This is a genomic window from Massilia sp. MS-15, assembly GCF_020176695.1.
Taxonomy (GTDB): Bacteria; Pseudomonadota; Gammaproteobacteria; order Burkholderiales; family Burkholderiaceae_D; genus Telluria; species Telluria hydrophila.
Genome location: NZ_JAIWIA010000001.1, coordinates 16,004 through 35,856 on the forward strand (window position 1 = coordinate 16,004; position 19,853 = coordinate 35,856).

Genomic DNA, 19,853 nt, shown 5'->3' on the forward strand with positions numbered 1-19,853 from the left:
ATTCTTGTATTCTTCAGAACAGGTCGATGTCGCCGCCCACGGGCTCCACCCGCAGCCGCTTGGCGTAGTCGAGTTCGCGCTTGGCCAGCGTATCGTTCTGGGTCTGCATCAGCTTCTTCACCAGCACCTTGCCGGACTTGGGGAAGAAATACACCTTGCGCGGATAGATGTCGTTCAGGTCCGAGGCCAGCACGGGAATCCGCTCGGTCTTCAGGAAACTGGTGACGAAGGCCGCGTTGCGTTCGCCCACGTTCATGGCCGTGAAGCCGCGCAGCACGGCGCCGCCGCCGAACACCTTCGCCTCCAGGTGGTCGCGCCGGGCACCCGCCTTGAGCAGGTCGTTGATCAGGATCTCCATCGCGAAGCTGCCGTAGCGCATCGAGGCCGAGACCGGGCTGCCGCCGTCGCCGCCGCCATCGGGCAGCATGAAGTGGTTCATGCCGCCCAGGCCGGTCATCCGGTCGCGGATGCAGGCCGAGACGCAGGAGCCGAGCACGGTCACGATCAGCATGTCCTTGCCGGTGTAGTAGTACTCGCCCGGCAGGATCTTGGCGGCCTCGCAGTCGAAGGTGCGGTCGTAGTAGACGTTGGTGGCGAACTGGTTGTTCATGATCGGATCCGGTGCGGTGCGGTGCGGTGCGGTGCAGCTTAGCGGCGCAAGGCCTGGTCCAGCTCGTACACGGTCTTGCCGCGCAGGCGCAGCGCATCCGACACGTACAGGAAGTTTTCGGAATGCCCGGCGAACAGCAGGGCATGCGGCTTCATCAGGGGAACGAAGCGCGCCAGGATGCGGCGCTGGGTTTCCTTGTCGAAGTAGATCATGACATTGCGGCAGAAGATGGCATCGAACTGCCCTTCCAGCGGCCACTCGCCGGCCAGCAGGTTCAGCTGGCGGAAGCTGACCAGCTGGCGCAGTTCCGGGCGCACCCGCACCATGCCTTCGTTGGCGCCCTTGCCGCGCAAGAAGAAGCGCTTCAGGCGCGCCGCCTCCAGGCGCTCGACCCGTTCCAGCGGATAGACGCCGGCCGCGCCGGTGCCCAGCACATTGGTGTCGATGTCGGTGGCGACGATCTGCACCGGCGGCGCCAGCGTGCCGAAGGCTTCGCAGGCGGTCATCGCGATCGAATACGGTTCCTCGCCGGTGGACGCGGCCGAGCACCAGATGGTGAAGGGCCGGCCGTCGCGGCGCTGCAAGCCTGCCAGCAGCTCCGCCAGCAGCGGAAAATGGTGGGCTTCGCGGAAGAACGAGGTCAGGTTGGTGGTCAGCGCATTGGTGAAGGCTTCCCACTCGGCGCCCAGGCGCCCCGCCTCGAGGTCGTCGAGGTAGCGCGCGAAGGACTGGATGCCGGTGGCGCGCAGGCGCCGCGCCAGGCGGCTGTAGACCATCTCCTGCTTGCTGTCCGCGAGCGAAATGCCGGCGCGCTGGTGGATCAGCGCGCGCACGCGTTCGAAGTCACTGCGCGTGAAGTCGAATTCCTTCGCCGTATCGGTTCTTTGCTGCGGCACGTTCTGTCTCTTCCCTGGTGTTGCTCTCTGCGTTGCGCGTGCCGGCTGGCCTCGGGTATCAGGCGGCCAGCTTGTCCATCAGGCCCATCTCGCTGGAGGACATCAGCTTGTCGATGTCGACCAGGATCAGCATGCGCTCGTCCACGGTGCCCAGGCCGATCATGTAGTCCGAGTTGAAGGCGGTGCCCATCTCGGGGGCCGGCTTGATCTGGTCCGGGGTCAAGGTGGTCACGTCCGACACGCTGTCGACCACCATGCCCATGATGCGCCCGCCGATGTTCAGGATGATCACCACCGTGAACTGGTCGTACACCGGGGTGCCGAGCTTGAACTTGATGCGCATGTCCACCACCGGGATGATGATGCCGCGCAGGTTGATCACGCCCTTGATGAATTCGGGCGCGTTGGCGATGCGGGTCACGGCTTCGTAGCCGCGGATCTCCTGCACCTTCAGGATATCGATCCCGTACTCCTCGGAACCGAGGGTGAAGGCCAGGAATTCGCTGCCGGCGCCTTCCGCGGCGCCGTCCAGGGATTTGTTGTTCTGCACAGTCGACATGTTGATGTCCTCTTGGGTTGATATGGATTGGGACGCCTAGGAAACGACGGCATCGGCCAGCTGGCGCGAGGAACGCACCAGCGCGGCCACGTCCAGGATCAGGGCCACGCCGCCGTCGCCCAGGATGGTCGCGCCCGAGATGCCGGCCACCTTGCGGTAGTTGGCCTCCAGGTTCTTGACCACCACCTGCTGCTGGCCCACCAGTTCGTCCACGAACAGCGCGGCCTTCCTGCCTTCGGTCTCGAGGATCACCACGATGCCTTCGCTCGGCTCGGTGATGCGCGGCGCGATGTCGAACATCCGGTACAGCGGGATCAGGGGCAGGTATTCGCCGCGCACCTTCAGCACGCTGCCGCGGCCGGCGATCTCGCGGATGTCGGCGGGCTCCGGCTGGAGCGACTCGACCACGAAGGACAGCGGCAGGATGTAGACCTCGTCGCCGCTGCGGATCGACATGCCGTCCAGGATCGCAAGGGTCAGCGGCAGCGAGATCGAGATCGTGGTGCCGAAGCCGCGCGCCGAGCGGATCTCGACCGTGCCGCCCATCGAGGCGATGTTGCGCTTGACGACGTCCATGCCGACGCCGCGCCCGGAGACGTCGGTGACCTGCTCGGCGGTCGAGAAGCCGGGCGCGAAGATCAGCTGCCAGACTTCCTCGTCGCTCATGGCGTCGTGCACGGCCAGGCCGCTCTCCCGGGCCTTGGCCAGGATTCGCTCGCGGTTCAGGCCCGCGCCGTCGTCCGAGACCTCGATCACGATGTTGCCGCCCTGGTGGCCGGCCGACAGGAACAGGCGTCCCGCCTCCGACTTGCCGGCGGCCACGCGCGCGGCCGGCATCTCGACGCCGTGGTCGATCGAATTGCGCACCAGGTGGGTCAGCGGGTCGACGATGCGCTCGATCAGGCCCTTGTCCAGCTCCGTGGCGGCGCCGTTGGTGATGAAGTCCACCTTCTTGCCGAGCTTGCCGGCCAGGTCGCGCACCATGCGCGGGAAGCGCGAGAACACGAAGTCCATCGGCATCATGCGGATCGACATCACCGCTTCCTGCAGTTCGCGCGTGTTGCGCCCGAGCTGGCTGATGGAACCGAGCAGGCGCTCGTGCGCCATCGGATCGAGGCCGCCGCTTCTCTGCTCGAGCATGGCGTTGGTGATCACCAGTTCGCCGATCAGGTTGATCAGCTGGTCCACCTTCTCCACCGAGACCCGGATCGAGGACGACTCGGCATGCGCATCCTTGCGCGTCGCGGCCTTCTTCTCGGCCGCTTGCTCGTGCGCTTGCTCGGCCGCGTGCTGCTCGGCCTCGCCGTGTTCATGCACTTCCTTGGGCACGGCGGCCTGCGGAGCGGCCTCGGCGCCGATGCCGGCCAGCGCGCGGATCTGCTCGATCGGCTGGAAGAAGCCATAGCCGCGCTCGTCGTCCGACAGTTCTTCCTCTGCCGCCCCGGCCGGGTGCTCGTCGTCGAGATCGAAGAAACCGTAGCCCTGGGCATCCTCGATGCGCTTGCGTTCGGCGGCCTCGATGGCGCGCTGTTCCGGGCTCAGGGCCGGGGCCTCGAAGATCTTCAGGTCTTCCGGGTCCAGCACGAAGGAGCAGATCGCGATGATGTCGTCCAGGCTCTCATGGGTGGTGATCACGATCGCGCTGCGCCCACCTTCGAGCGGGGTAACCCGGGTGCGGCCCATCAGGCCGAGCTCGTCGACCAGGGCGCTGATGTCGCGCTGCTCCACCTGGGGCAGCTCGATCTTGTAGCGGTGCGCGTTCTCCAGCCTGTGGTGCTGGCGGTCCCCGGCCGTCAGGTAGGACGGGGCCACCACCGGCGCCTGCGGCACCAGGCCCTCGGCCAGGTCGTGCAGCACCATGCGCACGTTGGCCACGGCTTCCTGGTCGACGCTGGCGCCGTGGCGGTGGCCGTCGAGCTGCATCTTGAGGCAGTCCTTGGCGGCCAGGAAGGCGTCCACGTGGTTCGCGGTGAGCGCCATCTCGCCCTTGCGGATGCGGTCGAGCAGGGTCTCGAGCACGTGCGTCACTTCGCTCATGTCGGTCAGGCCGAAGGTCGAGGCCCCGCCCTTGACCGAGTGGGCGGTGCGGAACACCGCGTTCAAGTCTTCCGGATCGGGCGCGGCCACGTCGACGCCCAGCAGCAGCCGCTCCATTTCGGCGAGCAGCTCTTCCGCCTCGTCGAAGAAGACCTGGTAGAACTGGCTGATGTCGATCGTCATGATGAAAGTCCTTCGATTGCCCGCTGGGTCATGGCCTTAGCCGATGACCTTCTTGACCACCTCGATGAGGCGCTGCGGATCGAACGGCTTGACCAGCCAGCCGTTGGCGCCGGCCGCGCGGCCCTTGGCCTTCATCTCGTCGGACGACTCGGTGGTCAGCATCAGGATCGGGGTCTTGGCATAGGTCGGCAGCGTGCGCAGGGTCTTGATCAGGGACAGGCCGTCCATGCGCGGCATGTTCTGGTCGGTCAGGACCAGGTCCACGCTCTGCTGGCGCGCCTTGTCCAGGCCATCCTGCCCGTCCACGGCCTCGAGCACGTTGTAGCCCGCCGCCTTGAGGCTGAACGCCACCATCTGGCGCAGCGAACTTGAATCGTCGACCGCGAGTATCGTTTTTGCCATGTTCTGCTCCTGCTGTCTTGTCCGGAAGCTTCCGGTTGAATGTTAAGTGGCGAAGTATAGGGCCTGGACCGGGGCGCGGCTCAGAAAAGCTCGATGTCGCCGCTTTCCAGGTGGCGCTGCTCGACCGACTTGCGCAGCATGCCGCGCAGCTCGAGCGACTGGATCGCCAGCGCCATGCTGACCTTGCCCAGGCGCTCGACGATCTCCTCGCTGTCGGTTTCCGGCGCGATCTCGGCGCCATGCTCGCTGAGCGTGCCGAGGAAATCGCGCAGGCCGGCCACGCGGCGCAGCGTGCGGTCGATCAGCTGGCTGGTCATGTCCTGGAACTGCATGCTGGTGATGGCCGAGTTCACGTGCTGCCCGATCTCGCCCGACATGTCGGACAGGCGCGCGCTGTCTTCCTCGCTCGGGGCCTCGCCCGCCAGCAGGCGGTTGATCGCGTCCTGGCGCGTGCCGACCGCGGAATGGATGGCCAGGAAGCTGCTGGTCAGCTTGTCGATGGCTTCGTCCAGCAGCAGCGCGGTCTGCAGCAGGTCGGTCTCGACCTCGGTCAGGTGCCGGCGGCCATGCAGGGCCACGCCCGACAGCAGGCGCTTCACGTGCGATCCCAGTATCTTTTTTCTTTTCATTCGAGTCTCCAGTCCCGGGCTACTTGGCCAGCACGGCGTCCGGGCGCAGGCCGCCGGCGCCCGCCACCGCGCCCGCTGCCGCCGCCGGCTGCTGCGCCGGCACCTCGAGCGAGGCGGCGTCGCGCCGCACGGCGTCTTCGGTGCGCTTGTTCATCACGATGATGCTGATGCGCCGGTTGATCGGGTTGAACGGGTCGCTGCGGTCGAGCGGCGTGGCCGATGCCAGGCCCACCACGCGCAGCACCTTGTCGTCGCCCAGCCCGCCGCGCACCAGTTCGCGGCGCGAAGCGTTGGCGCGGTCGGCCGACAGCTCCCAGTTGCTGTAGCCGGCGTCGCTCGGGTACGGCGTCGAGTCGGTATGGCCGGACAGGCCGATCTTGTTCGGCACTTCGTTCAGTACCATGCCGATCACGTTCAGGATCTCGCGGGTGTAGGGCTGCAGCTCGGCGCGCGCCAGCGCGAACATCGGACGGTTCTGCTCGTCCACGATCTGGATCCGCAAGCCTTCGCTGGTGATGTCGAGCAGCAGCTGGTTCTTGTACTTCTTGAGCAGCGGGTTCACCTCGATCACCGCTTCCATCTTGGCCTTGAGCGATTCGAGGCGGTCGGCCTCGGCCTTGGCCACTTGCGCCTTGGCCGCTTCCAGGTTGTAGGTCTTCGAGGTCGGATCGACGTCGCCCTTCTTGACCTGGCCGTTGCGGCGGCTCAGGTCGGTGCCGCCGCCCTTGATCACGGACGAGGAGTCGCCGGCGCCGGAGCCGCCCGCCATCGCCACCTTGAGCGGGGTCTTGAAGTATTCGGAGATGCCTTCGAGGTCGCCCTTGGCGGTCGAGCCGAGCAGCCACATGAGCAGGAAGAAGGCCATCATCGCCGTCACGAAGTCGGCGTAGGCGATCTTCCAGGCGCCGCCATGGTGGCCGCCGGCCACCTTCTTGATGCGCTTGACGACGATGGGGCGCATGTTTTCGTCAGCCATGCTCCCCCCTTCCCTGCGCGTGATGTCGATGCGGCGTCACGGCTTATTTCTTCTTCTTGATATGCTCTTCGAGCTCGGCGAAGCTCGGGCGCTCGGTCGAGTACAGCACCTTGCGGCCGAATTCCACGGCCAGCGCCGGCGCGTAGCCATTCAGGCTGGCCAGCAGCGTGACCTTCACGCACTGGAACATCTTGGTCGATTCTTCCAGCTTCTGTTCCAGCACGCTCGCCAGCGGCGTCACGAACGCATAGGCCAGCAGGATGCCGAGGAAGGTGCCGACCAGGGCCTTGGCGATCAGGATGCCCAGCTCGGCCGGCGGCAGGCCCACCGATTCCATCGTGTGGACCACGCCCATCACCGCCGCCACGATGCCGAAGGCCGGCAGGCCGTCGCCGACCTTCGCGATCACGTGGGCCGGAATGGCGCCCTCGTGGTGGTGGGTCTCGATCTCGTTGTCCATCAGGTTCTCGATCTGCAGCGCGTCCATGTTGCCGGACACCATCAGGCGCAGGTAGTCGGTCATGAATTCGACGATGTGGTGGTCCGCCAGCACCGCCGGGTACTTCGAGAATAGGGGCGAGGCTTCCGGCGCCTCGATGTCGCCTTCGATCGACATCAGGCCTTCCTTGCGCACTTTCGACAGCACGTCGAACTGCAAGGCCATCAGCTCCATGTACATGTCCTTGGTGTACTGCGAACCCTTGAACACGCCCGGCAGCGCCTTCATGGTCGCCTTCACCGACTTCATCGTGTTGCCGACGAAGAAGGCGCCGAGCGCCGCGCCGCCGATCATCAGGAGTTCGATCGGCTGCCAGAGCGAAGCCAGGTGACCGCCGGCCAGGGCAAATCCACCGAACACGCAGGCGCAGACGATGAGGTAACCAAGAATGACTAACAAGAGAAATCCGCTCCAGAAAAGCCGGATCGACTCATCCGGCTGATGCACATAAAAATGCTAACAAAAGTGCCGGATAAAAAGTGATTCCAGGCAAAGTTGACGCAGGGAACCACTCTAGCGGGAGAACGGGCCATCGGCAAGCAAAAAGCCCGGTTTTGTCGCCTAAAAGTGCCAGATGTGCAGGGCGGGGCCGCCCTCTGTGGGATAGACGGTACGGTCGGGCGGACGATCGTCGATGATGAATTCGTAACTGACGAGCAGGGACCCCGGCCGCATCTCGCGCGCCGCCTTGCGCCACAGGGCCGGCATGGCGGCCGGCGACAGGTAGGCGAACACCAGGTCGTAGGCGCCGAAGTCGAGACTGTCGTAGTCGCCGCGCAGGAAGCGCGCCCGGCTGCCCGACAGGCGCGCACGCAGGCTGCTCAGCAGCCAGGGCAGCGGCGCCAGCTCGATGCCGCTGGCCGCGATATCCGGCCGGCGCCGCGCCAGGTCGAGCACCAGGCCGCCCAGGCCGCTGCCGATGTCGATCACGCGCAGGCCCGGCCGCTGCGGCAGCAGGCCCGCCAGCGCCGCGCGCACCGCGCGGCCCGACGGGTAGTACGGCACCTGCGTGCGGTAGGTGGACCAGTACAGCAGCAGCAGGAACAGGAAGGCGGCCAGGAAGGCCAGCGGCGGAATCGCCAGCTGGGCCGCGCCGTACAGCGCCAGCGGGAACAGCAGCTGGATCGGGCGCCACCAGCCGGCCAGGCCGCGCCACCAGCTGAGCACGGCGGCAAACAGGCCCTGGACCAGGGCGACGGCGGGATAGGACATCGGGATGCCGGCCGTGGCCAGCAGCCAGACGGCGGCCAGCATCAGCGGGATGGCAGCCAGCTGCAGCAGCAGCGCCGCGACGGCCGGCTTCATCGGCGCCGTCAGCTGCCCTGGCGGGCCGCGGCGCTGGCGGCCTCGCTGGCCTCCCTGGCGTCCTTGGCGTCCTTGGCCTTGCGCGTCTTGCCGGCGCGCGAAGGCATGTGGCACAGGCCGCACAGGTAGCCGGCATTCAGGTCGAGCGCATTGACGATGAACTTGCCCTGGCATTTGTTACATGGCGCAAGCACCAGCATGCCGCTCTGGAAGAAGCGCACCAGGGTCCAGGCGCGGGTGAGCGAGAGCAGCGGCTCCTCGCCCGGCTCGGGCGGCATCTGTTCGAGATAGAGTTGATAGGCCTTCATCACGGCATGGATGCCGCTGGCGCCGGCGTGTTCCACCAGGAAGTGGTGGATATTGATGAACAGCGAGGAATGGATGTTCGGCTGCCAGGTCAGGAACCAGTCGGTCGAGAAAGGCAGCATGCCCTTCGGGGGCGAGACCCCTTTCAGTTCCTTGTACAGCTTGAGCAGGCGCTCGCGCGACAGCGAGACTTCGGTTTCGAGCAGCTGGAGGCGCGCTCCCAGGTTGATCAGTTCGATCGCAAGCTGGATTTCCTGCGCTTCCGAAACGACGCTCTTCTTGCTCATGTGCTGCTCCCGCTCTCCGGCGCGACCCCGGCGAGGCCGCTTCTGCGGGAATTATACGATTTCTTTATGCAATCTCTTCAACCGGCTGGCCGGCCATCAGGATGGCGGCGTGCGACTGGGCCAGGCTGCGCTCCTTGGTGTGGCTGGTGAGCATCGACAGGATGGCGGTGTCGTCGAAGCGGAAGCGGGCCAGCATCATGTTGCCGCTGGCGAGCTTCAGGATCTGGGCATTGCTCATGCTTTCGATCAGTTCGGCGATGTCGGCCGAGATACCCAGACGGAAGATTGCGGTGACCTTGTCGGCGCGGATCATTTGCTGGGCCAGCATCAGGTAGCTCAGGTTTGCGTCGCGGATTTCAGCCATCATGTCGTTCATCGTCATTTCCATCTCTCCGTAAGTTGTTGCCGTTGAGATAGATTCTGACCGTGAGGCAACTTTAGTGGAATTGGACGAACTCTGTATTTTTGGTCCGGGAATGGCGGACAGGACCCGTAGGAGTTTGTCTGACAAACCCTTCTGGATCGCTCTGGCGCCCCTATGAAAACGGGGGCGGTGGGCGGTGCTGGAAACCACCCGGATTGTTGGCGTCCGACCCGGCTGCTGTCGTGCGCTTGCTACGATTTACGTCAAGCTTTCGGAGAACTTTAGGGTTTTCGCAAAATATTTTTCGATATTTCGCTGCCCTCTTCCCGAAGCTTCTTACTGCTTAACGGCGCCTGCGCCAGCAACTTGAGGGTATGTTGAAAATATTTTTTCAAAACCTGTACTCGGATGATTCCTTGCGCTTCTGAAACCGGTAACGGCAGGGACCACGGGAACTTTAGGCCTGCGATGAAAAATAATTGAAATATTTTTTGTCACCCTCAAAAGTTACCCGTATAGCAACAAAACCGGGCGCGGCTGCACGGAACTTGCTACACTGCCGCACTTGAAAATGCTTCAAGCCTCAACCAGTCAAAGGCGCCCATGGAATCATTACGCATCTGGGACATCAGTCCGACCATCCGCAGTGGCATCCCGGTGTGGCCGGGCGATACCCCCTTCGAGGCCGCGCCCACCTGGGAGATCCAGGACGGCTGCCCGGTCCGCGTCAGCCGCATGACGATGACGACCCACCTGGGCGCCCACACCGACGCGCCCAGCCACTACGACCCGGCCGGCAGCACCATCGACCAGGTCGACCTGCGTCCCTACCTCGGTCCCTGCCGCGTGATCCATTGCGTGGGCGCGGCGGCGGTCGAGCCGCGCCACCTGGAAGGCCGGCTCGATGGGGCGCCGGCGCGGGTGCTGCTGCGCACCTATGCCAGCGCCCCGCAGGACACCTGGGACCCGGCCTTTCCCGCCATCAGCCCGGCCGCGATCGCCCTGCTGGCGCGCCACGGCGTCCGGCTGGTGGGCACCGACGCCCCTTCGCTCGACCCGCAGGACTCCAAGACCCTGGACGCCCACCATGCGGTGCGCGCGGCCGGCATGGCCATCCTCGAGGGCATCGTGCTGGACGACATCCCCGAGGGCGACTACGAACTGCTCGCCCTGCCCCTGAAATTCGCCGGCATGGATGCCAGCCCGGTGCGCGCCATCCTGCGCCAGCTGCCGCCCGTTCCGCCCCTGAAGGAAAACGCATGACCACCACCAGCACCCTCACCCGCGCCGACTGCCTGGCGCGCGACGCCCGGGATCCGCTGCGCGCCCTGCGCGCGCGCTTCGAGCTGCCGCCCGGCGTCATCTACCTGGACGGGAATTCGCTCGGCGCCCGCCCCAGGGCCGCGCTGGCGCGCGCCCAGGAAGTGGTGGCGCAGGAATGGGGCCAGGACCTGATCAAGAGCTGGAACAGCGCCGGCTGGTTCGACCTGCCCAAGCGCCTCGGCGACCGCCTGGCGCCCCTGGTCGGCGCCCAGGCGGGCGAAGTGGTCGTCACCGACAGCACCTCGCTCAACCTGTTCAAGGCGCTCGCCGCCGCACTGCGGATCCAGGCCGCCAGCCCGGATCCGCAGACGGCCGCGCGCCGCACCATCGTCACCGAGCGCAGCAACTTCCCGACCGATATCTACATGGCCGAAGGCCTGGCCCAGTGGCTGGGGCGCGGCTACCGCGTGCGCCTGGTCGATGCGGTGGAGGAACTCGGGGACGCGGTGGACGCCGACTGCGCGGTGCTGATGCTCACCCATGTCAACTACCGCACCGGCTACCAGCACGACATGGCCGGCCTGACCCGCCACGCGCATGCGCGCGGCGCGCTCACGGTCTGGGACCTGGCGCATTCGGCCGGCGCGGTGCCGCTCGACCTGCACGGGGCCGAGGCCGACTTCGCGGTGGGCTGCACCTATAAATACCTGAACGGGGGCCCCGGCGCGCCGGCCTTCATCTGGGTGCCGCGCCGCCACCAGGCCGCCTTCGCGCACCCGCTCACGGGCTGGTGGAGCCACGCGCAGCCGTTCGCGATGGCGCATGGCTTCGCCGCCTGCGAGGGGATCGGCCGCGCAATGTGCGGTACCCAGCCGGTGGTCTCGCTGGCCCTGGTCGAATGCGGGCTGGAAGTGTTCGAGGAAACCAGCATGGACGCGATCCGCGCCAAGTCGCTGGCCCTGACCGACCTGTTCATCGAACTCGTCGAGTCGCACTGCGCCGGCCATCCACTCGGCCTGGTGACGCCGCGCGAGCACGCACGGCGCGGCAGCCAGGCCAGCTTCACCCACCCGCACGGCTACGCGGTGATGCAGGCCCTGATCGGGCGCGGGGTGATCGGCGACTACCGCGAACCGGCCATCATGCGCTTCGGCTTCACCCCGCTCTACACCAGCTTCGCCGATGTATGGGACGCGGTGGCGATCCTGAAGGACATCCTCGACAGCCAAGCCTACGACACCCGCGCCGAGCGCAGCGCCGTCACCTAGCCGAACGAACGGAACACCATGAACGACGACACCAAGGGCGCGCCGCAGTGGCACGGCGCCAAGCTGGACTTCAAGGAATCGATGAGCTACGGCGACTACCTGGGCCTGGACCAGATCCTGTCGGCCCAGCATCCGCTCTCGCCCAACCACAACGAAATGCTGTTCATCATCCAGCACCAGACCAGCGAACTGTGGATCAAGCTGATGCTGCACGAATTGCAGGCGGTGCGCGGCCATGTGCGCGAGGGCAAGCTGGCGCCGGCCTTCAAGATGCTGGCGCGGGTGGCGCGCATCATGGACCAGCTGGTGCACGCCTGGGACGTGCTGGCCACCATGACGCCGCCCGAGTACACCGCGATCCGCCCCTACCTGGGCGCGTCCTCGGGCTTCCAGTCCTTCCAGTACCGCCAGCTCGAATTCATCCTGGGGAACAAGAACCCGAACCTGCTGGCGGTGCACGAGAAGTCGCCCGCGGCGCACGCCATCCTGGAACGCGAGCTGCACGCGCCCTCGGTGTACGACGAGGCGGTGATGCTGCTGGCGCGCAGCGGCTTCGCGATCGCGCCCGAACGCCTGGGCCCGGACCGTACCGGCCCGACCCAGGCCGACGAGAGCGTCAAGGCGGCCTGGCTCGGCGTGTATGGCGATACCGAGCGCCACTGGGCCCTGTACGAACTGGCCGAGAAGCTGGTCGACCTGGAGACGGCCTTCCGCTTCTGGCGCTTCCGCCACGTGACGACGGTCGAGCGCATCATCGGCTTCAAGCAGGGTACCGGCGGCACCTCCGGCGCCAGCTACCTGCGCAAGATGCTCGACGTGGTGCTGTTCCCGGAACTGTTCGCGCTGCGCACCGCACTGTAGGGCCGCGGCGCGGTATGATCGCAGCGTCGCCACGCGCCGAAAGAGACCATGCCAGCGCCGCCACCACCGGCCCTCGGGAACGCGTTTTCCCTCTACCTCGACCTGACCCGCTTCGCCGCCGCGGTCATGGTCGTGCTGGCCCATGTCGAGTTCTTCGGCCTGATCGCGCCCCACGCCTGGGGTCCGCTCCCGGGCATGGGACGCGAGGCGGTGATCGTGTTCTTCGTCCTGTCCGGCTACGTGATCGCCGCCACGGTGGATGGACGCCAGCCTTCCGCGCGCGACTACGCGCTGGCGCGCCTGTCGCGCCTGTACTCGGTGGCAATGCCGGTGCTGCTGCTGGCCCTGGCCGGCGCGTTCGCCGTGCGCGCCCTGGACGGCCGCGGCGCGGAGAGCGGCTACGTGCTCGACCAGCTCTACCTCTACCTGCCCTTCCACCTGCTGTTCCTGGGCCAGCACTGGACCCTGTCCGAGACCCCGCCGCTGCTGCTGCCCTACTGGTCGCTGTGCTACGAAGCCTGGTACTACCTGCTGTTCGGGCTGGCCTGGTATCTGCGTGGCCGGCGCCGGCTGCTGCTGGTGGGGCTGGCACTGGCCTTCATGGGCTACAAGATGTGGCTGCTGCTGCCGGTATGGCTGGCCGGCGCCTGGCTGCAGCGTGCCTATCGTGCACCCTGGATGCGGCCGTGGCTTGCCCGCCTCGGCTGGCTGGCCAGCCTGCTGCTGTTCGCGGCCTGGGTCGGCCTCGGCGTGGAAGAAAGCCTGCGCGCAGCGGGTGGCGCCTGGTGGCCCTTCCCCGCGCTGCCGCTGGGCAGCGCCGACCGCTACCTGGCCGACTGGGTGCTGGCCCTGCTGGTCCTGGTGAATTTCGCCTGCGCGCGCGACGCCTGCTTCGGCGCGCTGGCACGCATCGCACGTCCGCTGCGGCTGCTGGCCGGGCACACCTTCACCCTCTACCTGTCGCATTCGGTGGTGATCGGCCTGTGGCTGGCCTTCTATCCGCACCGGCGTGGCGCCACCGGCGACCTGTTGCTGCTGGGCGCGACGATTGCCGCCACCACTTTCGCGCTCGGCGCGCTCACCGAAGGCCGGCGCGACCTGTACCGCGCCGCCTTTGCGCGCCTGCTGGCGCCAGGCGGCAGCGCCCGGCCGCCGACGCCGGCCGGCGGGCCGGGCACCTGAAGCGCCGCTTGCCGGCGCCCGAGCAGAATCCCTGAACGTTTCCCGATAGGAGGCAGCATATGCAGTGTGAGGGTTTGATCCAGGCGGGCCTGTGGTATTCCGGCCCCGATCACTGGCAGAGCCAGTGGCAGCGCCGTCGTCCGTCCTGGGCGCGGCCCGGCCACCGTGACTGGAACACTGAGTCAAGCCACGGTCCCTGGCCGGAAGGCGGAGCCATGCTGCAGGCCTTCTGCCGCCAGATCGGGCATGCCCCATGACGGTGCTGCACACCGCGCGCCTGCGCCTTGAACCGATGTGCCCCGCCCACTACGACGGGCTGCGCGTACTGAACGCCGACCCGCTGGTGCAGCGCTACATCGGCGGCCGGCCCGAGACGCCGGAAGAAACCACGGCCGTGATCGCGCGCGTGGAAGAGCGCTGGCGCCGCTTTGGCCATTCCTGGTGGAGCTTCATCGAACTGGACACGGGGGAACTGGTCGGCGCCGGCTGCATCCAGCACCTGGGGCATGATCCCGCCAACGAGCACGAGATCGGCTGGCGCCTGCGCCCCGACCGCTGGGGGCGCGGCTATGCGGGCGAAGCGGCGCGCCGCATGGCGGCCTTCGCCTTCGACAGCCTGCAGGCGCCTTCGCTGGCGGCGATCTGCCACCCGGAGAACACCGACTCGCGCCGGGTGATGCAGCGCCTCGGCATGCGCTACCGGGGCGAGGAGCAGTGGCACGGGCAGGCAGTCTCGGTGTACGCGATCGACGCACAGGATTTCGCCGCGGCGCGCGCGGCCGGCACTTCCTGAGCCCGGTTCCCGGAACGGAGCCTGGGCAGCACCTGCTCCACCGGCACCATGCCGCTGGCGTCGTCGCCGGACCAGGCGCGCTGCACCGCCTGCAGCGTGCCCACGACGCGCTCGGGGTGTACCAGCACCTGGCCGTCGGGCAGCGTTTCCGCCGCGGCGGCCCGGCTTGCGGTATCGTTGTGCCGCACATGTCTTTTACTCAGGAATACCATGAAGACCTACCATGGCAGCTGCCACTGCGGCAGCGTGCGTTTCGAAGCCGATATCGACATCAAGGCCGGCACCATCAAGTGCAACTGCACGATCTGCAGCAAGATGCGTTTCTGGGCGGCGCAGGTGCCATCCAGCGCGTTCCGCCTGCTGGCCGGGGGCGAGCGCCTGCGCGAATACCGCTTCCACACGCGCCAGGACGCGCATTATTTTTGCGGCGAATGCGGCATCAATACCTTCTCGACCGGCAGTTCGGCGGCGCTGGGGCCTTTCCATGCGGTGGTGCTGGCCAGCCTGGACGATTTGCCGGTGGAGGAACTGGTGGCGGCGCCGATGCGCTACCTGGATGGGAGGAACGACGAGTGGGTGCGTCCGCCAGCGGAGACGCGCCACCTGTGAAGGCCGTTGGGATCGATGTGCGCGCGGGCCTGCGGGCGGGAATTGAACGCGTGGGCGGCGCACGGGAAGCGGGCGACGCCAGATGCGCGATGGAGCCGCCCACCCAACGCACCCGGCCGTAGGGTGGGCGGCTCCACATTCGCCATTTGCCGGGCCGCACATGCAACGCCGCCCACGCGTTCAACCCACGCCAGCATCACGGCCACGCGCCCCGTGCCACGACCAGGACGAAAAAACCGGGGCACGGGCCCCGGTTCGCTTGACATTGCCAGCGCTTACTTCGCCGCCAGCAGCATCTCGTTCAGGCGCTTCACGAAACTGGCCGGGTCGCTCAGGCTGCCGCCCTCGGCCAGCATGGCCTGGTCGAACAGGATGTGCGACCAGTCGCCGAAGCGGCCGCCCTCCGCGTCCTCGTACTTGAGGCGCTGCACCAGCGGGTGGTTCGGGTTGATTTCCAGGATCGGCTTCGATTCCGGCGCGTTCTGGCCGGCCGCCTTCAGCATGCGCAGCAGGTTGCCCGACAATTCGTTCTCGTCCGCGACCAGGCAGGCCGGCGAATCGGTCAGGCGGAAAGTGACGCGCACGTCCTTGGCCTTGTCGCCAAGTGCGCCCTTCATCTTCTCGACCAGTTCCTTGTAGCCGGCTTCCGTCTCGGCGTGCTCCTTCTTCTCGGCTTCGTCTTCCAGCGCGCCCAGGTCGAGGCCGCCCTTGGCCACCGAGACCAGTTCCTTGCCCTCGAACTCGGACAGGAAGGACAGCATCCATTCGTCGACGCGGTCCGTCATCAAGAGCACTTCGACGCCCTTCTTGCGGAAGATCTCCAGGTGCGGGCTGTTCTTCGCGGCGGTGTAGCTGTCGGCGGTGACGTAGTAGATCTTGTCCTGGCCTTCCTTCATGCGGCCGACGTAGTCGCCGAAGGACACGGTCTGGGCGTCGGAATCATTGGCGCTCGAGGCGAAGCGCAGCAGCTTGGCGATGCGGTCCTTGTTGGCGGCGTCCTCGCCGATGCCTTCCTTCAGCACCTGGCCGAACTCCTTCCAGAAGCTCGCGTACTTGTCCTTGCCGGCCTGCTCTTCCGAGTTCGCCATCTCTTCCAGCATGCCCAGCACGCGCTTGGTCGAGCCTTCGCGGATCACCTTCACGTCGCGCGACTCCTGCAGGATCTCGCGCGAGACGTTCAGCGGCAGGTCTGCCGAATCGATCACGCCCTTGATGAAGCGCAGGTAGGTCGGCATCAGCTGCTCGGCGTCGTCCATGATGAACACGCGCTTCACGTACAGCTTGATGCCGGCGCGCTTGTTGCGGTCCCACAGGTCGAACGGGGCGTGGGCCGGCACGTACAGCAGCTGGGTGTATTCGCTACGGCCCTCGACCCGGTTGTGGGTGTGGGCCAGCGGGTCCTGGAAGTCGTGCGAGACGTGCTTGTAGAACTCGTTGTACTGTTCCTCGGTGATGTCCGATTTCGAGCGGGCCCACAGCGCGCTGGCCTGGTTCACGGTCTCGAGCTCGTCCTTCAGGACGGTGGCCTTCTTCTCTTCGTCCCACTCCTCCTTCTGCATCACGATCGGCAGCGAGATGTGGTCGGAGTACTTGCGGATGATGGATTTCAGCTTCCAGGACGAGAGCAGCTCTTCCTCGCCAGCGCGCAGGTGCAGGATCACGTCGGTGCCGCGGCCGGCCTTCTCGATCTGCTCGAGGCTGTAGTCGCCCTCACCGGTCGATTCCCAGCGCACGCCCTCGGAGGCGAAGGCGCCGGCGCGGCGGGTATTGACGATGACGCGGTCGGCCACGATGAAGGCCGAGTAGAAGCCCACGCCGAACTGGCCGATCAGGGCCGCGTCCTGCTGCTGGTCGCCCGACAGCTTGCTGAAGAATTCCTTGGTGCCCGACTTGGCGATGGTGCCCAGGTGCGAGATGACTTCCTCGCGGCTCATGCCGATGCCGTTGTCGGAAATGGTGATGGTGCGCGCTTCCTTGTCGAAGCTGACCCGGATCTTCAGTTCGTGGTCGTTGCCGTACAGGGCGTCGTTGTTGATCGCCTCGAAGCGCAGCTTGTCGGCCGCGTCGGAGGCGTTCGAGATCAGTTCACGCAGGAAGATCTCCTTGTTCGAGTACAAGGAGTGGATCATCAGTTGCAGCAGCTGTTTTACTTCTGCCTGGAAGCCAAGGGTTTCTTTTTCGGCGACTGCCATTTTATTTCCTCATGGGTGGATTGGTTGCTAGACTGCTGCGAGATTGGGATGAGTACGGATAATTCAAGAGTTTTATCTCTTGGAAATTTTCTAACGTTTGGAGTGTAAAAATGAAATTTTCTTTCATCACTTTTCTGTTCGCCAGCAGCCTGCTCGGCGCCAGTGTCCCGGCCGCCGCCGCTCCTGCCACTCCCGCCGCAGCCGCAGCCGCAGCCGTGCGCAGCGCCGAGATCACGCCCGGCATCGCCGTCGCCGGCCAGCTGCGCGAAGCCGACCTGGCCCAGCTGAAGGCGCAGGGCTATACCGCCGTCGTCGCCCTGCGCCCGGACGGCGAAGGCCCGGACCAGCCTTCCTCGAGCACCATGGCGGCCGCCGCCGCGGACCAGGGCCTGGGCTTCACCTACATCCCGGTGCGTCCCGGCGCGATTCCCGACGAGGCGGTCGAGCGCCTGGGGGCGGCGCTGGCGGGCAGTCCCGGCAAGCTGATGATCTATTGCCGCAGCGGCAGCCGCGCGGCGCGCACCTGGGGCCTGGCCGAGGCTTCCCGTCCGGGCGGACGCGATGCCGGCGCGATCCTGGCGGCGATCCGCGCCGCCGGCCAGTCGGGCGAAGACCTGCATGACGCGCTGGCGCAGCGCATCGCCAGCCGCCCGGCGCCGTCCCGCTGAAGCGGCCGGCAGGCGGGAACACGCAAGGATGGGCAGGGCGGCGGGCAAGTCGTACAATACCGGTTTCATCCACTGCAACCTGGAACTAGCATGTCCGTCTACGACAAACTGAAGGAACTCAACATCACCCTGGCCGCGCCGGCCACCCCGGCCGCCGCCTACGTCATGTACGTACAGACCGGCAACCTGGTCTTCCTGTCGGGTCACATCGCCAAGAACGCCGACGGTTCGCCGACCGCCGGCATCCTGGGCAAGGACAAGACCACCGCCGACGGCCAGCAAGCCGCGCGCTCGGTCGCCATCGACCTGATGGGCACCCTGCAGGAAGCCGTTGGCGGCGACCTGAACCGCGTCAAGCGCATCGTCAAGGTGATGAGCCTGGTCGCCTCGACCCCGGACTTCAACGAGCAGCACCTGGTCACCAACGGCTGCTCGGAGCTGATCGGCGACGTGTTCGGCGAAGCCGGCAAGCATGCCCGCTCGGCCTTCGGCGTCGCCTCGCTGCCGCGCGGCACCTGCGTCGAGATCGAACTGATCGCCGAAGTCGCGTAAAACCCGGCAATACCGCGCAATACCGCTTGCGGGCTGGGCCTACCCGGCCCGGTCCTTCCCTGAAGCAGCCTACCGGCGTGCTTTATAATGGCCCGGCACTACCCGTGCGGCCCTTCCTGTGAGACCAGTATGAAAATCGACAATCCCCATCCCATCCAGTGGCAGTTCTCGGAGCGCGCCCAGCAGCTGCAAAGCTCGTTCATCCGCGAAATCCTGAAGATTACCCAGCGTCCGGAGATCATCTCCTTCGCCGGCGGCCTGCCTTCGCCAGCCACCTTCCCGGTCGAGCGCATGAAAGAAGCGTACGACAAGGTCCTGAGCGAGACCGGCAAGGTCGCGCTGCAGTATGGCCCGACCGACGGCTACGCCCCGCTGCGGGAATGGATCGCCAATTCGCTGTCCACGGAAGGCAGCCGCATCCTGCCGGAACAGATCCTGATGACTTCCGGCTCGCAGCAGGCTCTCGACCTGCTGGGCAAGGTGCTGATCGACGAAGGCAGCCGGGTGCTGGTCGAGACCCCGAGCTACCTGGGCGCCCTGCAGGCCTTCTCGGTCTACCGTCCTGAATTCAAGTCGGTCGAGACCGACGAACACGGCCTGGTGCCGTCCTCGATCGAAGGCGTGGCGCAAGGCGCGCGCCTGCTGTACGCGCTGCCGAATTTCCAGAACCCGACCGGCCGCACGCTGTCGCTCGAGCGCCGCCAGGAGCTGGTGGAGACCTGCGCCCGCCTCGGCCTGCCACTGATCGAGGACGACCCCTACGGCACCCTGTCCTACCGCGGCGAGCCAATGCCGAAGATGGTCGCGATGAATCCGGACGGCGTCATCTACATGGGTTCCTTCTCGAAGGTGCTGACCCCGGGCATCCGCCTCGGCTACGTGTGCGCCCCGCTGCCGCTGGTGCGCCGCCTCGAGCTGGCCAAGCAGGCGGCCGACCTGCACACCGCCCAGCTGACCCAGATGGTGGTGTACGAGGTGGTGAAGGATGGCTTCCTGGACCAGCACATCCCGACCATCCGCAAGCTGTACGGCGACCAGTGCCAGGTGATGCTGGACGCGATGCAGGAACACTTCCCGGCCAGCGTTACCTGGACCAGGCCGGAAGGCGGCATGTTCATCTGGGTGACGCTGCCGAAGAGCATCGACGCCATGAAGCTGCTGGACCAGTCGCTGGCCGCGCGCGTGGCCTTCGTGCCGGGCGCGCCCTTCTATGCCAACGAACCGGAAACCAACACCCTGCGCCTGTCCTTCGTGACCGTGCCGCCGGAACGCATCCGCGAAGGCATCGCCATCCTCGGCAAGCTGATCAAGGACATGCTGTAAGTCTGCGCGCGGGGCATCGCTCCGATATTTGTAGCATTCGTGGATAATCGGCAACAGAAGTTGCCGCAGGCATCGGTGATGGAGGTATG

At 66.4% G+C, this 19,853-nt stretch carries 21 protein-coding genes; 9 read left to right on the top strand and 12 right to left on the bottom strand.

Annotated elements, in window-relative coordinates; translation table 11 throughout:
* Positions 1-13: 13 nt before the first annotated feature.
* The 11 genes from cheD to flhD form a co-directional block, all read right to left on the bottom strand.
* Positions 14-610 (bottom strand): chemoreceptor glutamine deamidase CheD, encoded by a 597-nt coding sequence (gene cheD, locus LCI23_RS00070; protein WP_224942180.1) that lies wholly within the window; start codon positions 608-610, stop codon positions 14-16.
* Between the two features lie 38 nt (positions 611-648).
* The gene (locus LCI23_RS00075; protein WP_224942183.1) at positions 649-1,506 is read right to left on the bottom strand and encodes a CheR family methyltransferase; all 858 of its coding nucleotides are present in this window, start codon (positions 1,504-1,506) and stop codon (positions 649-651) included.
* A 58-nt stretch (positions 1,507-1,564) separates the two neighbouring features.
* Complete coding sequence (locus tag LCI23_RS00080) at positions 1,565-2,065, bottom strand: chemotaxis protein CheW (RefSeq protein WP_224942194.1); 501 nt, start codon at positions 2,063-2,065, stop codon at positions 1,565-1,567.
* 36 nt (positions 2,066-2,101) lie between these two features.
* Positions 2,102-4,285, bottom strand: a complete 2,184-nt coding sequence (gene cheA / locus LCI23_RS00085) for a chemotaxis protein CheA (protein WP_224942196.1) — start codon at positions 4,283-4,285, stop codon at positions 2,102-2,104.
* Positions 4,286-4,321: 36 nt separating this feature from the next.
* On the bottom strand, positions 4,322-4,687 hold the full coding sequence (locus LCI23_RS00090; protein WP_224942198.1) for a response regulator: 366 nt from the start codon (positions 4,685-4,687) through the stop codon (positions 4,322-4,324).
* Positions 4,688-4,767: 80 nt separating this feature from the next.
* Positions 4,768-5,316, bottom strand: coding sequence for a chemotaxis protein (locus LCI23_RS00095; protein ID WP_224942200.1), 549 nt, complete (start codon positions 5,314-5,316; stop codon positions 4,768-4,770).
* Positions 5,317-5,335: 19 nt separating this feature from the next.
* Entirely contained in the window at positions 5,336-6,292 is a 957-nt protein-coding gene (gene motB / locus LCI23_RS00100; protein WP_224942202.1) for a flagellar motor protein MotB, read from the bottom strand.
* A gap of 43 nt (positions 6,293-6,335) precedes the next feature.
* A complete protein-coding gene (gene motA / locus LCI23_RS00105; RefSeq protein ID WP_224942204.1) occupies positions 6,336-7,190 on the bottom strand; it encodes a flagellar motor stator protein MotA in 855 nt (284 codons plus the stop codon).
* Positions 7,191-7,352: 162 nt separating this feature from the next.
* Entirely contained in the window at positions 7,353-8,096 is a 744-nt protein-coding gene (locus LCI23_RS00110) for a class I SAM-dependent methyltransferase (protein WP_224942213.1), read from the bottom strand.
* 8 nt (positions 8,097-8,104) lie between these two features.
* On the bottom strand, positions 8,105-8,689 hold the full coding sequence (flhC, locus tag LCI23_RS00115) for a flagellar transcriptional regulator FlhC (RefSeq protein ID WP_224942215.1): 585 nt from the start codon (positions 8,687-8,689) through the stop codon (positions 8,105-8,107).
* Positions 8,690-8,753: 64 nt separating this feature from the next.
* Positions 8,754-9,071, bottom strand: coding sequence for a flagellar transcriptional regulator FlhD (flhD, locus tag LCI23_RS00120; protein ID WP_224942217.1), 318 nt, complete (start codon positions 9,069-9,071; stop codon positions 8,754-8,756).
* Between the two features lie 585 nt (positions 9,072-9,656).
* Between flhD and kynB the strand changes: the two genes are divergently transcribed.
* The 6 genes from kynB to LCI23_RS00155 all read left to right on the top strand — a co-directional run bounded on the left by kynB (position 9,657) and on the right by LCI23_RS00155 (position 15,029).
* Positions 9,657-10,316: an arylformamidase gene (gene kynB, locus LCI23_RS00125; protein ID WP_224942219.1), complete on the top strand. Its 660-nt coding sequence runs from the start codon at positions 9,657-9,659 to the stop codon at positions 10,314-10,316.
* The gene (kynU, locus tag LCI23_RS00130; RefSeq protein WP_224942221.1) at positions 10,313-11,584 is read left to right on the top strand and encodes a kynureninase; all 1,272 of its coding nucleotides are present in this window, start codon (positions 10,313-10,315) and stop codon (positions 11,582-11,584) included. Before kynB ends, kynU begins: the two co-directional genes overlap by 4 nt.
* 18 nt (positions 11,585-11,602) lie before the next feature.
* On the top strand, positions 11,603-12,445 hold the full coding sequence (gene kynA, locus LCI23_RS00135) for a tryptophan 2,3-dioxygenase (RefSeq protein ID WP_224942223.1): 843 nt from the start codon (positions 11,603-11,605) through the stop codon (positions 12,443-12,445).
* 48 nt (positions 12,446-12,493) lie between these two features.
* A complete protein-coding gene (locus LCI23_RS00140) occupies positions 12,494-13,627 on the top strand; it encodes an acyltransferase (RefSeq protein ID WP_224942225.1) in 1,134 nt (377 codons plus the stop codon).
* A gap of 253 nt (positions 13,628-13,880) precedes the next feature.
* A complete protein-coding gene (locus LCI23_RS00150) occupies positions 13,881-14,420 on the top strand; it encodes a GNAT family N-acetyltransferase (RefSeq protein WP_224942229.1) in 540 nt (179 codons plus the stop codon).
* A gap of 210 nt (positions 14,421-14,630) precedes the next feature.
* Positions 14,631-15,029: a GFA family protein gene (locus LCI23_RS00155; protein ID WP_224942231.1), complete on the top strand. Its 399-nt coding sequence runs from the start codon at positions 14,631-14,633 to the stop codon at positions 15,027-15,029.
* A gap of 275 nt (positions 15,030-15,304) precedes the next feature.
* Here LCI23_RS00155 and htpG read toward each other — a convergent pair whose 3' ends face one another.
* Positions 15,305-17,221: a molecular chaperone HtpG gene (gene htpG / locus LCI23_RS00160; RefSeq protein ID WP_224942233.1), complete on the bottom strand. Its 1,917-nt coding sequence runs from the start codon at positions 17,219-17,221 to the stop codon at positions 15,305-15,307.
* A gap of 110 nt (positions 17,222-17,331) precedes the next feature.
* On the opposite strand from htpG, the gene LCI23_RS00165 reads away from it, so the two are divergent.
* The 3 genes from LCI23_RS00165 to LCI23_RS00175 all read left to right on the top strand — a co-directional run bounded on the left by LCI23_RS00165 (position 17,332) and on the right by LCI23_RS00175 (position 19,764).
* Entirely contained in the window at positions 17,332-17,889 is a 558-nt protein-coding gene (locus LCI23_RS00165) for a TIGR01244 family sulfur transferase (protein ID WP_224942235.1), read from the top strand.
* Positions 17,890-17,979: 90 nt separating this feature from the next.
* Complete coding sequence (locus tag LCI23_RS00170) at positions 17,980-18,441, top strand: RidA family protein (protein ID WP_224942237.1); 462 nt, start codon at positions 17,980-17,982, stop codon at positions 18,439-18,441.
* Positions 18,442-18,570: 129 nt separating this feature from the next.
* On the top strand, positions 18,571-19,764 hold the full coding sequence (locus LCI23_RS00175; RefSeq protein WP_224942239.1) for a PLP-dependent aminotransferase family protein: 1,194 nt from the start codon (positions 18,571-18,573) through the stop codon (positions 19,762-19,764).
* Positions 19,765-19,853 lie beyond the last annotated feature (89 nt).